Annotated in this window: 13 protein-coding genes and 2 pseudogenes; 9 read left to right on the forward strand and 6 right to left on the reverse strand. The window is 40.5% G+C overall.

Annotation, left to right across the window (positions count from 1 at the left end):
- Both C0213_00720 and C0213_00725 read right to left on the reverse strand, forming a co-directional pair.
- Entirely contained in the window at positions 1 to 1296 is a 1296-nt protein-coding gene (locus tag C0213_00720) for a serine dehydratase subunit alpha family protein (protein ID AUX11024.1), read from the reverse strand.
- 20 nt (positions 1297 to 1316) lie between these two features.
- Positions 1317 to 2576, reverse strand: a complete 1260-nt coding sequence (locus C0213_00725) for a hypothetical protein (protein ID AUX12783.1) — start codon at positions 2574 to 2576, stop codon at positions 1317 to 1319.
- Between the two features lie 353 nt (positions 2577 to 2929).
- On the opposite strand from C0213_00725, the gene C0213_00730 reads away from it, so the two are divergent.
- The gene (locus C0213_00730) at positions 2930 to 3616 is read left to right on the forward strand and encodes a hypothetical protein (protein AUX11025.1); all 687 of its coding nucleotides are present in this window, start codon (positions 2930 to 2932) and stop codon (positions 3614 to 3616) included.
- A gap of 41 nt (positions 3617 to 3657) precedes the next feature.
- Here C0213_00730 and C0213_00735 read toward each other — a convergent pair.
- From C0213_00735 to C0213_00745, 3 genes and pseudogenes are all read right to left on the reverse strand, one after another.
- Positions 3658 to 4012: pseudogene (locus C0213_00735) on the reverse strand (hypothetical protein).
- Between the two features lie 62 nt (positions 4013 to 4074).
- Positions 4075 to 4404, reverse strand: a pseudogene (locus C0213_00740) (transcriptional regulator).
- A gap of 76 nt (positions 4405 to 4480) precedes the next feature.
- Positions 4481 to 6175: a glycosyltransferase family 8 protein gene (locus C0213_00745; GenBank protein ID AUX11026.1), complete on the reverse strand. Its 1695-nt coding sequence runs from the start codon at positions 6173 to 6175 to the stop codon at positions 4481 to 4483.
- Positions 6176 to 6345: 170 nt separating this feature from the next.
- Here C0213_00745 and C0213_00750 point away from each other — a divergent pair, with 170 nt between their 5' ends.
- From C0213_00750 to C0213_00785, 8 genes are all read left to right on the forward strand, one after another.
- The gene (locus tag C0213_00750; GenBank protein AUX11027.1) at positions 6346 to 6594 is read left to right on the forward strand and encodes a hypothetical protein; all 249 of its coding nucleotides are present in this window, start codon (positions 6346 to 6348) and stop codon (positions 6592 to 6594) included.
- 58 nt (positions 6595 to 6652) lie between these two features.
- The gene (locus C0213_00755; GenBank protein ID AUX11028.1) at positions 6653 to 7441 is read left to right on the forward strand and encodes a protein-tyrosine-phosphatase; all 789 of its coding nucleotides are present in this window, start codon (positions 6653 to 6655) and stop codon (positions 7439 to 7441) included.
- 19 nt (positions 7442 to 7460) lie between these two features.
- Entirely contained in the window at positions 7461 to 8351 is an 891-nt protein-coding gene (locus tag C0213_00760) for a KR domain-containing protein (GenBank protein AUX11029.1), read from the forward strand.
- 142 nt (positions 8352 to 8493) lie between these two features.
- A complete protein-coding gene (locus C0213_00765) occupies positions 8494 to 8745 on the forward strand; it encodes a GlsB/YeaQ/YmgE family stress response membrane protein (GenBank protein AUX11030.1) in 252 nt (83 codons plus the stop codon).
- An 18-nt stretch (positions 8746 to 8763) separates the two neighbouring features.
- Positions 8764 to 9321 (forward strand): alkaline shock response membrane anchor protein AmaP, encoded by a 558-nt coding sequence (locus C0213_00770; GenBank protein ID AUX11031.1) that lies wholly within the window; start codon positions 8764 to 8766, stop codon positions 9319 to 9321.
- Positions 9322 to 9331: 10 nt separating this feature from the next.
- Positions 9332 to 9526, forward strand: a complete 195-nt coding sequence (locus C0213_00775) for a hypothetical protein (protein ID AUX11032.1) — start codon at positions 9332 to 9334, stop codon at positions 9524 to 9526.
- Between the two features lie 15 nt (positions 9527 to 9541).
- Positions 9542 to 9970, forward strand: a complete 429-nt coding sequence (locus tag C0213_00780; protein ID AUX11033.1) for an Asp23/Gls24 family envelope stress response protein — start codon at positions 9542 to 9544, stop codon at positions 9968 to 9970.
- Between the two features lie 17 nt (positions 9971 to 9987).
- Positions 9988 to 10458 carry an Asp23/Gls24 family envelope stress response protein gene (locus C0213_00785; GenBank protein AUX11034.1) on the forward strand — a complete coding sequence of 157 codons (471 nt, stop codon included), beginning with the start codon at positions 9988 to 9990 and terminating at the stop codon, positions 10456 to 10458.
- Positions 10459 to 10505: 47 nt separating this feature from the next.
- On the opposite strand, the gene C0213_00790 is transcribed toward C0213_00785, so the two are convergent.
- Positions 10506 to 11945 carry a catalase gene (locus tag C0213_00790; protein AUX11035.1) on the reverse strand — a complete coding sequence of 480 codons (1440 nt, stop codon included), beginning with the start codon at positions 11943 to 11945 and terminating at the stop codon, positions 10506 to 10508.
- Positions 11946 to 12145: the final 200 nt, after the last annotated feature.

The raw sequence follows: 12145 nt of genomic DNA on the forward strand, positions 1-12145 counted from the left end.
TTATTTATTAAGCATAATGTCCAAAATGACAGGATCTGTTTCACGGAGGCCTTCTGTTCCTAGCCGTCCGATGCCGTGAATGGTCTCATCAATTGTTGGGCAGACAAGCCCATTGCTATTTGGAATGACGATTCCTTGCAGGGCGAGGTTAACGCCACGGTACATCGAGGAAACGGCGGTGGCGACTTTCATGGCACAAGCACAACCGGCCCCGTCACAAATCATCCCGGCTGCATCGCCAGCCATGTTTTGAATCGCATGACAGGCATCTTCGTAAGTCCCATCATAGAGATAAACCACACCAGCCGCCGCACCCATTGCGGCCGAATCAGTCGCGCAGAAGGCTGATAAGACGGGCAAAAATGAGTGAATGTATAGGGCGGTGAGATGAGACAAAGTTTGTGCCCGGATTAGTTGTTCTTCGGTCGCCTGAACAGCATCTGCCGCTACACTGACCGGAATGGTAGCTGTGATGCCTTGATTGCCGGAACCAGAGTTGGAGATCGCAGGTAATTGCGCGCCACCCATGCGCGCATCTGAAGCCGCGGCCGCATAGGCAATCATCCGATTACCAAGATCATTTTCAGTGCCAGAACCAAAATGATTGCGTTTGGCACCATTAATCGATTGGCCGAGTTGCAGGCCATAGTCATGTGTAAAGCCATCTTGGGCAAGCGCTAAATTAAGGTTATGCGCCTCTTTCATGAAACGAATATGGGCTAGGGGTTCGTGCATCGCAAAATCCCAGACGGCTTTAAAATTCATAGTTTGTAGAAATTGTTTTGACTCAGAGCTCGCGTGAGCTGCGGGGCGGGGATGATCAATTAAGATTTGGTTATCTTTTTTTAAGGAAAAGATATTGGTATGACTGCCAGCAATCGCAACGGTGGCCGTGTTTTCAAGGTCTTTAATGGTTACTTCGACGTATAAGTCGTCAGGGACGAGCGCTGTTTTGGCGGTCACTTTGCCAGAATGTGCAAGCGCTGTAATGGTTGGTAAGTCTGTGGCGTGCAGGCCTTCGATGACGCTGAGACCAGCTGCTGCATCACCAGCAATTGCCCCCGCGGCCGCAGCGACTAATAAACCAGGTTCGCCAGTACCAGGTACCATAACTGCTAAGGCATTTTTCATTACGTTTGGCGAAACGCGCACTTCAATTGACTGAATGTCACGATTAGTTAGCTGCGCCATACAAGTTGCGGCACCAAAAGCAACGGCAATCGGTTCAGTACAACCAGTAGCTGGCACGACACCATCTTTGAGCGCTTGGATAAATTGATTTGATTGTGATGACATAATAATCACTCCTTATTTTTTTAAATGAATGCTAAGAATGGCGAGATCATCAATAGAATACCTGTAAAAATAATAAGATATAGGCTAGGCCCCTTGAGTTTATTAAGAGCGGGCACCCGGTAGACGAGATAAACCGGGATTAAGCAACCAATCATCCCGAAAATTGGTGAACATAATGAGGTAAAACTTAAGACGGGGGCGTTGAGTAAGATTGCACTCCAAGAAACCAGAATAGCGAAGATTAAAATACCGAAGCTGAGCTTCTTTTTATTAATCTTATGTTGCGGCATAATCCGATGTAAGATATTAACAGCAATTCCCTGACATGCTTCATGGAAGCCAAGAAAGACACCGAAGAAAGCTGTCATAACAGCAAAAATATTTAAAATGAAGCTGAGAATTTTAATCGAATTACCATTCATATTCTGAGCAGCAATTGCGAGTGTCGAAATATTTTTCTCGTAGGCTTCAACTGCTTGGTCATGACCTAAAGCAAGATTAAATGAAATAGCATAGAAGAAGACCACGAAAAATAGCGTGAAAAAGGCAATATTCATAGCACGAATTGATTTATAGCGTGCAACTTCAATATTTTTATTGTGGGATCTAAACGAAATAACCATTGGTGATAAGGATTGGAGGAATAAAATAGAAGTGAGTGTGAAGGGGAGCAAGATGATCGTTTGTTTAATTAAATAACCTAAATCAGGGAATGCTGCAACGTTTCTAAGATCCCAATGTTGGACCATCACAACACCGAGGACAAAGACAATGATTAGTTTCGTACAAACCATAAAGGATGAAATTTTGAAAAGTAATTTTTCCGCACGAGAAGCAATCGCGACGAGCAAACAAATAACGATCAACCCATAAAATGGGTTATTTGACCAGACTGTTTTAGTGACATGAAAGGAACGTAAAAATGAAGCGCTATCATTTGTGATCGCAGTGGAATAAACAAAGACCCAGATTAGTAGCATTAAAAAGTAGAGAACACCTAGTAGAAAGCCCCAATTTTTACCCAAATAACCACTGATAACACTAGGATAGTCTTCACATTTTTTAGATTCCGCTAAGGTATTGATGAATAATTTTTGGAATAAATACATAGCAGGATAAGCAATCACGGCTGAAACTAAGAAAACCCAGAGGCCAACTAAACCGACTTTAACAGGTAAAAAAACAATGCCGGCACCGATTGCCATACCAATACTCATAAAAACCCAGCCCCAGTCTGTTCCGTCAAACTTAGTGGCCGACTGCCATTCTGTCAAAGACATGCCGGCTTTATCAGCATGCTTCTGGGCTCTCGAAAGATGTGGTGTTGTTTGTGTAGTTGTTTCCAAATTGCTCACTCCTTCATTAATTTTGAGTTTAATAAATAATTAGTAATTATTTAGAATAGTGTCGCCATTTCTTAAAAGTAACAGAAATCGCACTAATATTAGGCACATCAAGAATTAATAACCGGTTTTCAAACACGTATAATCATCCTCTCAAGTATTATAAACAAAGTATACAACTGAGCAAACTATTTTACAATAATAATTTATTATTATAATAAATATTTGTAATTCATAAAGAAATTAAGTATCATAAAGAATACTAAGAACAACGCTATTGTGAATGGAGGATGGGTTTGATGGTTAGTGAGTTAGAGAGATATCAAGGATTAGTTCATTTTTTAGGCCAAGTTTTAGGTAGTAATTATGAAGTTGTTTTACATTGGATTAATCAAGATGGTTCATACTATATTGCAGCGATTGAGCATGCTGAAATTAGCGGACGCAATTTAAATTCTCCAATCACGGGTTTCGCGTTAGATTTAATTAGGGATAAAATATATCAAAAACAAGATGCTGTGGTTAATTACAAGGCTAGTAGTGATAAAAACCAACAAATTCAAGGATCTACTTATTTCATTAAGGATGATCAAGGCGTTTTATTGGGTTTGTTATGTATTAATTTTAATGCACAACCGTATTTAGCGGCGATTGATAATCTTATTAATCTTGCTAATTTGGATTCATTACTGGCATCAGTACCTACAGTGGCTAGCGAGCATCCACAACAACACCAAGTTGTTACAAATGAAGAAGTACTCCACTCAAGTGTTGAAGAAATTATTTATACGGTGGTAGCGCCCAATACACTGCAATCAGGGATTAAGTTAACGCAGGATAAAAAAATTGAGATTTGTCGAAAATTAAATCAAAAAGGTATTTTTAAAATTAAAGGTGCATTATCAAAAGTTGCTGAGATACTAGGAACTTCGGAACCTAGTATCTATCGATATTTAAAATTAATTAATCAGTCATAAATAAAAACAGCGCCACCGAAAATATTGGTGGCGCTATTTTTTTACGAAATACTTTTTAAATCGCTAGTATCTCCCGGATGGCCTTCTTCAAAAGATGTGATTTTAAATTCAGGAAAACGGGTTTTGAATTTATCCGAAACGAAGATGTTGTCGGCTTGGTAACGGGGGGAGCAGTTCTTGGAGTTCGCGGCTATTTTGATTGAAGAAGCTTGCTAATTTGAACTGCCACGTTTTAATAACCGAATAAGAAATCGGTTGGTGCGTGATTTCTTGAATCAGTCCGACTAAGCTCCTGTAAGTAATGCTGTCGGCACAAGGGAGATGCCATGTTTGGCCATAAGCATCGGTGGTATTACCGATTAAAACCATGGCCCGGCTAGCATCCGGTGTCCAGATTTGAACGGTTCACATATCAGAATTCATAGGTAAACCGGCTGTGAAATAGACAATTTCGCTCCTTATTTTGTGTGGGTGGTCATAATTGGGGTGACTTTATCGAGAAATTGCTTGAGTTTTACAATTTCGGTTGTGTCGTGATTGAGGTAATAAAAATTCTTCGTGCCTTCTGCGCGATAGTCGATTAGTTTGGCATCCTTGAGGACTTTGAGATGGTGTGAAACCGCAGGTCGCGATAAGCCGGTTGCTTCAGTGAGTTAGCTGATTTGTAGCCCGTCACAATCACTTTCCTCTAACAAGCGGATGATAATGGCTTGGTGTTTTGGATCACCTAAGGCAATTAAAAATTGACTAACATTGGTTAAGTCTTGTTTTAATGCTTTGTCAACGATAGTGGATTATGATGTGCAATTCACACACAAAACCCCCACTAGATTGAACCTAGCAGGGGGTTTTATAGCATTAATTCTATAAGCTAATTTGTGTGTTTTTTGAAAAAGGGATGATAGACGCTTGGCGTTTTGGTTTGAGGAAGCGGTGGCGATAGTAACGATATTGTGGGGTGAATGGGTGGGTAGATACTGCATGCCAAGGCTTCTCGTGACCACAGAAGTGGACGATTGCTGGGGCCTTTTTGGCTTCAATAAATTGTTGTTGTAACCGTTGTGGGGGTGTGATCTTATCCATGATGATGTTGGTTTGGGCATTCCATTTAGGATGTAGATGCAGCCATTGATCATGTAAAACAGCATTCAGTGCATCTTGATCATGGAAGCGTAACTTCTCTGGATGATGGTTAATGAAGTCTAAAGTTTTCTCAGTGATGGCTTGTTGACGCCATTTCTTAAGATCCATTAGCATCATGCCGGAGTTGAAATACCGCGTACTGTGACACTTAATGGCCATTTTTTCGAGGCGCTGATGGAACCCGGCGTCTTCAACCGCAGCTAGCGGGAACTCGCCTAAATCAATATTCCAAAGGCGTTCAAGGTTAACGTTACATAGAGCATCACAGTCTAAATAAAGCACGCGATCAATGCCGTTTAGCACTTGCGGGATTAAAATCCGATAATAAGCTGATTTTAAAATCCGATCACTTTCTACGATATTGGCCAAGAGAGCCTCATCAACTTTGAGAAAAGTTAAATCGGCATTAAAAGCGGCAACCACCTGTTTTAATGGTATTTTGTCTGCTTCAGTTAAGTGGTCTTCTAACACATAGAAAGAATAGTGGCGTTGTGTGTCATTGTGATTCAAAATCGAAGCATATAAAATCGCCAAGGGTTCAATAAAGGCAGCATTAACAGCTGAGACAATGTTAATGCTGTCTTTTTTTAATGCGCCTAATTGTTGACTATACGCTTGGTATTGCGCTAAAAATGGATGTTCTTTCAACGTATTCCAAGGTTTATTGTGCGTTGTAAAATGAACGATTTTAGGTTGCGCAATAGCTTCGTCAAAAAGTTTTTTATAAGTGGCATTAATTGGCTGATGTTTGCGGAAGATGAGTGAATTTTGTACATTCCAAGCGGGATGCAATAATTGAACCTTACCGGCTAAAATGGCATTCAAAGCGTCTTGATCGTGGAAAATAATTCTCTCAGGATGCTGATTGATAAACCGTAGCGTTAATTCACTAATTTGATTTTCTTCCCAACGGAAGGTGTCAATTAACATCACGCCAGAATTGAAATAAATGTTACCTGATTTTTCAGGGGAAACACCTAGTCGTGGTAGTGCTAGAGCTTGCCCAGGATCAATAATTGCGCCAACAATATTAGTCCCTAAATGGCTTTCATAAAGTGGCGTAATATCGGTTTGGACAAGAATATCGACGTCTAAGTATAAAACGCGGCTAATCCCTTTGCGTAATAGTATTTGGGGCGCAAGAATGCGGTAGTAGGCCGTTTTATTAATATGGTTACTTTCAGGACAATTTTTTAAAAGTTGTTGATTTATTTTAATAAAATCGACCTGATGTGATTGCTTGGTAATTTGTCGCACCAAACACTTGGTTTGTGGTGTGAGTTCATTATCGAGAATAAGAAAATGGACAGTTGTCTCAGCAGGAATATGCGCCAATATCGACTTAATCGCGATTAAAAGCTGGTCGGCATAATTATTATCTGCTGCGAACATAACATCGATCGTTTTGATAATCATCAACCCCTTTTAGAATAGTGATACAAGTTAATTTAAACAACTTGAAATTATTTTGTAAAGGTAAATGATTATGCTAAATATAACCCAATCAGAATAGTTGAGAAAAATCAAGTTAATATTTTATAGTTAAACTGTAGCGCTACTAAAAAAATTATGGAAGGACGTTTGCTATGTTGAAAGAAGTGCCAATTAAAAAAGTGAGACTAGGTAGAAGTACAGTTAAGACGCCGGATTTGAGTTTGATGATTGAAAAACAAGAATCAAAATTAAATTGCTTTCTAGAAGGTGTTACTGATTTAGAATTGGCCATCTTAAAAGCGAATAATGGCGAAGCACTTCTAGAAGGAAAATGGGGACCTTTGACAGTCGATCGAGTTGGCAATGTTATTAAAAACCAAACGATTAAACCCTATATATAGCAGTAACGAAGCGTCATAAAGTTGATAGTAATAGCGATTATTCAGAGAGGACGAGTAGATGGTTTCGAGAATCTTACCGATTGAAAACGGGCATAACTTCAGAGAATTAGGGGGTTACCCAACATTAGACGGCAAAACGCTAAAAACAAAACGCCTACTTCGAACAGCTAATTTAGCTGATCTTAGTCCCAAGGATCTAGCGCTTTTAAACAGTTATAACGTCTCAGTGGATATTGATTTACGCTCCAAAGATGAGCGACAACAAGCACCGGATAAAGTACCAGTCAGTGCTAAATATAAATCTGTCCCTATTTTCAAAGAAGACCAAACCGAAAGTACAACAACTGAGGCGGAACTCTATCAGCGCTATACAAACAATCCACTTGGTGGCCAAATGCAAATGCAAAAGGTCTATCAAGAATTAGTTCAAGATGAACACTCGATTAAGATGTATCGTCAATTTTTTGAAATATTACTCCAACAGTCTGCGGATAATCAGGCAACGCTGTTTCATTGTACGGGTGGTAAAGATCGAACGGGGATGGCCGCATATTATCTTTTGAATGCGCTAAACGTCCCTGAACCAGTTATTCGCCAAGACTATTTACTGACAAATACTGCCTCGCAACAACATATTGCCCAACGCATGTCACGATTAGCGGCTAAGCACGCTTCCAGTGGCTTTATAAAAAGTACACACGCTTTAATGAGTGTGCAATCCGCTTATTTAGACACCGCAACAACTACGATTAAGCAAAATTGGGGTTCTACGCAGAATTATTTACAGACCGCTTTAAAATTAAGTAAAAGTGATATTAATCAGTTAAGAGCAACCTATCTAAATTAAGTCAGGAAAGGTGATATTAATGGTCAAAGCAGATTTGAAAGACCCCCGTGAGTTATATAAAGTATCCGGATTTGAGGAGCAAGAACAACCAGCCCCAGCACTACAAGGCAAAATGCGGCCGAAACCCGATTGTGGTGAGGCAGATTATCAAGGGCGTGAGCAATTGATGAATCGCAAAGTCCTGATTACAGGTGGCGATTCAGGAATTGGCCGCGCAGTAGCAATTGCATTTTCACGTGAAGGTGCGGATATTGCTTTACAGTATTTACCTGGTGAAGAAAGTGATGCTAATGAAGTCGCGGGGTTAATTGAATCAGCTGGTCGTAAGGCAGTTTTAATCCCGGCTGATTTTAAAATGCAAGAAGCACCGCAACAAGTGGTAGCCCAAGCAGTGGCACAATTAGGTGGTTTGGATACAGTTGTGTTGAATGCCGCCCAACAGATTGCCCATCCAACGCTTGAAGACTTGCCCATCCAACAAGTACGGGATAGTTTTGAAATTAACGTGGTGGCAATGTATGGCATTGCTAAAGCGGCGATTGCCCATATCCCAGCTGGTGGTAGTATTCTAACCACCACCTCGATCCAAGGATTCAATCCAAGTTCACAACTCTTAGACTATGCCGCAACTAAAGCCGCTATTAGGAATTTTACGATTAATCTCGCCCAACAATTAGCAGATAAAGGGATTCGCGTTAATGGTGTCGCACCGGGCCCAATCTGGACGCCACTCCAATTAGCGCAAGGCCAGTTAGAGGGTGCATTACCAAAATTTGGACAGAATACACTTTTAAAAAGAGCAGGCCAGCCAGTTGAAGTCGCTCCAGTCTATGTATTTTTAGCTAGCAATGCTGCCAGCTATATTACCGGACAGATATACGGGGTGACCGGTGGCGAATCAATCAACTAAATTGTCAATTTATCTGCTTATATTATTTATAAAATTAATAAGCGTATACTTTTACAAAACAATGTTGAACTTGTTACATTTAGGTAGTACAAGTAGTCGATAGAATGTCGATTATAATAAATAGTATGGAAGGATGATTATTATGTTACATTGGTTATGGGTTTTAATTATTGGGGCTTTAATTGGTATTATTGCGGGGGCTATTACAAGTCGTGATTTACCCGCTGGTTGGATTGGCAATATCGTAGGGGGCCTTGTCGGTGCCTGGTTAGGTCAATCATTATTTGGTAGTTGGGGACCCCAACTAGCAGGTATGGCGCTAGTACCTTCAATCTTAGGTGCCGTAATCATCGTATTCTTAGTATCAATGCTATTTTCACGTAAGAAATCCTAAAGTAAAGGAGCAGATACCATGAACAAATTGACAAAAACGGTAATCGGCTTAGCCAGTTTTCTGGGATTATGTCAGGTAGCATGGTTCATTTTGCTCGTTTATCCGCTAGGACTAGCAGATCAACAAGCCATTAACTTTAACTGGCTGTCAGAAGAGTGGATTAGCAATATAGGGCTGGGATTGGGCGTTATTAGTGGTCTGGTTTTTCTTTATTTATTATTACTAGCAATTTTTAGTTTGCCAAAGAAACGACAGATGATTATTAAAACCAATCAAGGGGAATTAGCTTTATCGCGTAAAGCGGTTGAAAAAACAATTTCCCAGGCAATAATTGAAAAACACCGTTTGAAGGATGTTTATGTCCAGACCGTTTTTAAAGGTCGACAACCAAAGGTTAGTGCAGACATTCAAGCAAAAGTGCTTGATAATCGGGACATTGATCAACAAGCCAGAGCGGTGAAGGAAACAGCACAACAGGCACTAAAAGAAGTCTTTGACATGCCCATTAAATCAGTAAATGTTAAGCTTGCGCCACTTGTTCATGATCAAGGTCGGACGCAAAGTAAAGTGATTTGAGGTGAAACAAATGAAACGTTCTTATTGGGGCTTTATTGCAGGCGCTGCATTAGCGGCAATATGGATTGGCTTTGGATTTGTGAGCCTAATTTTAATTTTGATTGCCGGTCTGATTGGCTACATTGCAGCAAGTTTAACGGGATCCAAAGATGATTTAGAAGGTTTTAGAGCACAAGTCAACCGCGTATTAAGACAAGATAAATAATGGAGGTGCAGCAAAATGGTAGAACAAGCACATTTAGATGACGTATTAGCAAACAGCAAGTTAACGTTCGAAGATGCTGTCATTGCAAAAATTGCTGGTAAAACAGCACAAAATATTGATGGGTTACTATCAATGAATGGCAACTTTTTCAGCGATATCGCTGATCGATTCAGAACTGATAGCGATCCTACCAAAGGCATCAGTGTTGAAGTCGGCGAAAAACAAGTGGCGATTGATATGACTATTATTTTGGAATATGGTCGCAACGCGCGCGACGTATTTGAACGCTTAACGTCGGCTGTCACCGAAGCTGTTGAATCAATGACGGGATTGAGTGTTGTTGAGGTCAATAGTCATGTTAGTGACGTTATGACTAAGAAAGAATGGCAACAACAAGGTAGCAACGCTAAAAAGAGCGATAACGACGACAAAAGAGTTCAATAAAAAATTAAGAAAAGGGGATTAAAATAATGGATAAGCCAAACAAACCAATGGATAAGATGATGGACAAACCTAATAAGGAAACACCAGATCATAACGCACAAATTGAAAAAGAATTAAACTTTTCAGACGGTGTGATTGAAAAAATTGCCGGACAAACTGTTCATGATATCGATGGTGTCTTAGAATTATCAGGTGGTATGATGAGTCAATTAGCAGATCGTTTCAGAGATGAAGCAGATCCAACTAAAGGTGTTGATGCAGATATTGACGATCAAGAAGTGACAATCGAATTAGATGCCATTTTGGAATACGGTAAATCAGCCCCAGATATTTTTGAACAAACAACCGATCAAATTGCCAAGTCTGTGCATAAGATGACCGGTTTAAATGTTACAAAAATTAAAATGAATGTTTCTGACTTGTTGACTAAGAAAGAATGGGCAGCAAAACAAGAAGCAGGCAAAAAAGATAATAAAGATAACGAATAAAAAATAGGTGGTCCTCAATGGGACCACCTATTTTTTTGTGCTCGTCGTTATTCAAACTGTGCTAAATCTAAATTTAATGCGGTTGCGACGCGTCGACCGTATTCTGGATCAGCTTGGTAAAATTGTTTAACTTCGCGAATTTGAATTTCTGGTTTAGTTACTTGACCAAGATTCATGCGAATATTTTCGATTAAACGGGTTTGTTCATCAGCGGATAGTAGCCGATAAAGTTTGCCAGCTGCTGAGTAATAATCGGGATCGGTAGAGAAGTTGCCAGTTGTACCAGAGAGTTGATCACCATGAATCTTAGCTGCTGGGACTTCAGTGGGTCCATCTTGACTGTTTGGTTCGTAGTTAACGCCCGTTTCTTGGTTTTGGGCCATGGCACCGTCGCGTTCGTAATTATGAACAGGGACTTTTGGTCGGTTGATTGGCAGTTGTTCGTAGTTGGCACCAAGTCGGTAACGTTCCGCATCCTTATAACCAAATAGTCGACCTTGGAGTAATTTGTCCGGTGATGCTTCAATTCCAGGGACTAAGTTAGCTGGTGAGAAGGCCAATTCTTCGATATCTTCGAAGTTATTCGTTGGATTTTCATCGAGGACCATTTGACCGATTTCGATTAACGGATAATCCTTTTGTGAAATAACCTTGGTAACATCAAAAATATCTTGGGGATAATTCAAACCAACTTCATAAGGGACGAGTTGGACGGCGACTGTCCAACTGGGATAATCGCCAGTTTCAATTGCGTCGAATAAATCATTTTGAAGGTAATCAGTATCCTTACCAGCCAGTTCATCGGCGAGTTCGTTGCTGAGATTATGAACGCCTTGGTTCGTCTTGAAATGATATTTAACCCAGAATTGTTCACCTTGTGCGTTGACCCATTTGAAGGTGTGGCTACCAAAGCCGTGCATCATCCGGTAACTGGCAGGAATCCCGCGGTCACTCATGAGAATCGTAACTTGATGGACAGATTCGGGTGACAGGGACCAGAAATCCCATTGCATATCTTGGCTACGGGCATGTGTCCGAGGATCACGTTTTTGTGAATGAATGAAATCGGGGAATTTTAGTGGATCGTTGACGAAGAAGACCGGCGTATTATTGCCAACAATATCGTAATTGCCTTCTTCCGTGTAGAATTTAACGGCGAAACCACGAACATCGCGGTATGTATCGGGATAGCCGGCTTCACCAGCGACTTGAGAAAAACGAGTGATAAGCGGTGTTTTTTTGCCGACGCCACTGAAAACAGCAGCTTTGGTGTAGGCGCTCATGTCTTTTGTGACCTTGAAATAACCTTTAGCGCCGGCACCTTTGGCGTGAACCACTCGTTCAGGAATGCGTTCGCGGTTAAAATGGGCGAGTTTTTCGAGTAATTGATAATCTTGGATTAAGACGGGGCCGCGTTGGCCGGCAGTTTGCGAATGTTGATTGTCCGCCCATGGTTGCCCTTCGTTAGTCGTTAGTTGATTTGTCATAATATTTGACCTCCTAAGAATAGTTTAAAAACTAGGAACACACTAGAAAAGAATTGTGCGCAACTTACCTAGTCACTATAGGACTTTCAACCGCGAATCGTCAAATGAAAGTGCTTGCTCAAAAAATACTAAAAAACGGTTAACTACAACTAATAATTTCTCAATAGAAAAAAATTCCTAGATTGTCTATATTAAGAATA

It is taken from the genome of Latilactobacillus sakei, from assembly GCA_002953655.1.
Classification (GTDB): Bacteria; Bacillota; Bacilli; order Lactobacillales; family Lactobacillaceae; genus Latilactobacillus; species Latilactobacillus sakei_A.

What these genes read in the sequence shown, in the direction of transcription:
- C0213_00720 (AUX11024.1), bottom strand. Translation starts at nt 1,296, where the DNA reads ATGTCATCACAATCAAATCAATTTATCCAAGCGCTCAAAGATGGTGTC.
- C0213_00725 (AUX12783.1), bottom strand. Translation starts at nt 2,576, where the DNA reads ATGTCTTTGACAGAATGGCAGTCGGCCACTAAGTTTGACGGAACAGAC.
- C0213_00730 (AUX11025.1), top strand. Translation starts at nt 2,930, where the DNA reads ATGGGTTTGATGGTTAGTGAGTTAGAGAGATATCAAGGATTAGTTCAT.
- C0213_00745 (AUX11026.1), bottom strand. Translation starts at nt 6,175, where the DNA reads ATGATTATCAAAACGATCGATGTTATGTTCGCAGCAGATAATAATTAT.
- C0213_00750 (AUX11027.1), top strand. Translation starts at nt 6,346, where the DNA reads ATGTTGAAAGAAGTGCCAATTAAAAAAGTGAGACTAGGTAGAAGTACA.
- C0213_00755 (AUX11028.1), top strand. Translation starts at nt 6,653, where the DNA reads ATGGTTTCGAGAATCTTACCGATTGAAAACGGGCATAACTTCAGAGAA.
- C0213_00760 (AUX11029.1), top strand. Translation starts at nt 7,461, where the DNA reads ATGGTCAAAGCAGATTTGAAAGACCCCCGTGAGTTATATAAAGTATCC.
- C0213_00765 (AUX11030.1), top strand. Translation starts at nt 8,494, where the DNA reads ATGTTACATTGGTTATGGGTTTTAATTATTGGGGCTTTAATTGGTATT.
- C0213_00770 (AUX11031.1), top strand. Translation starts at nt 8,764, where the DNA reads ATGAACAAATTGACAAAAACGGTAATCGGCTTAGCCAGTTTTCTGGGA.
- C0213_00775 (AUX11032.1), top strand. Translation starts at nt 9,332, where the DNA reads ATGAAACGTTCTTATTGGGGCTTTATTGCAGGCGCTGCATTAGCGGCA.
- C0213_00780 (AUX11033.1), top strand. Translation starts at nt 9,542, where the DNA reads ATGGTAGAACAAGCACATTTAGATGACGTATTAGCAAACAGCAAGTTA.
- C0213_00790 (AUX11035.1), bottom strand. Translation starts at nt 11,945, where the DNA reads ATGACAAATCAACTAACGACTAACGAAGGGCAACCATGGGCGGACAAT.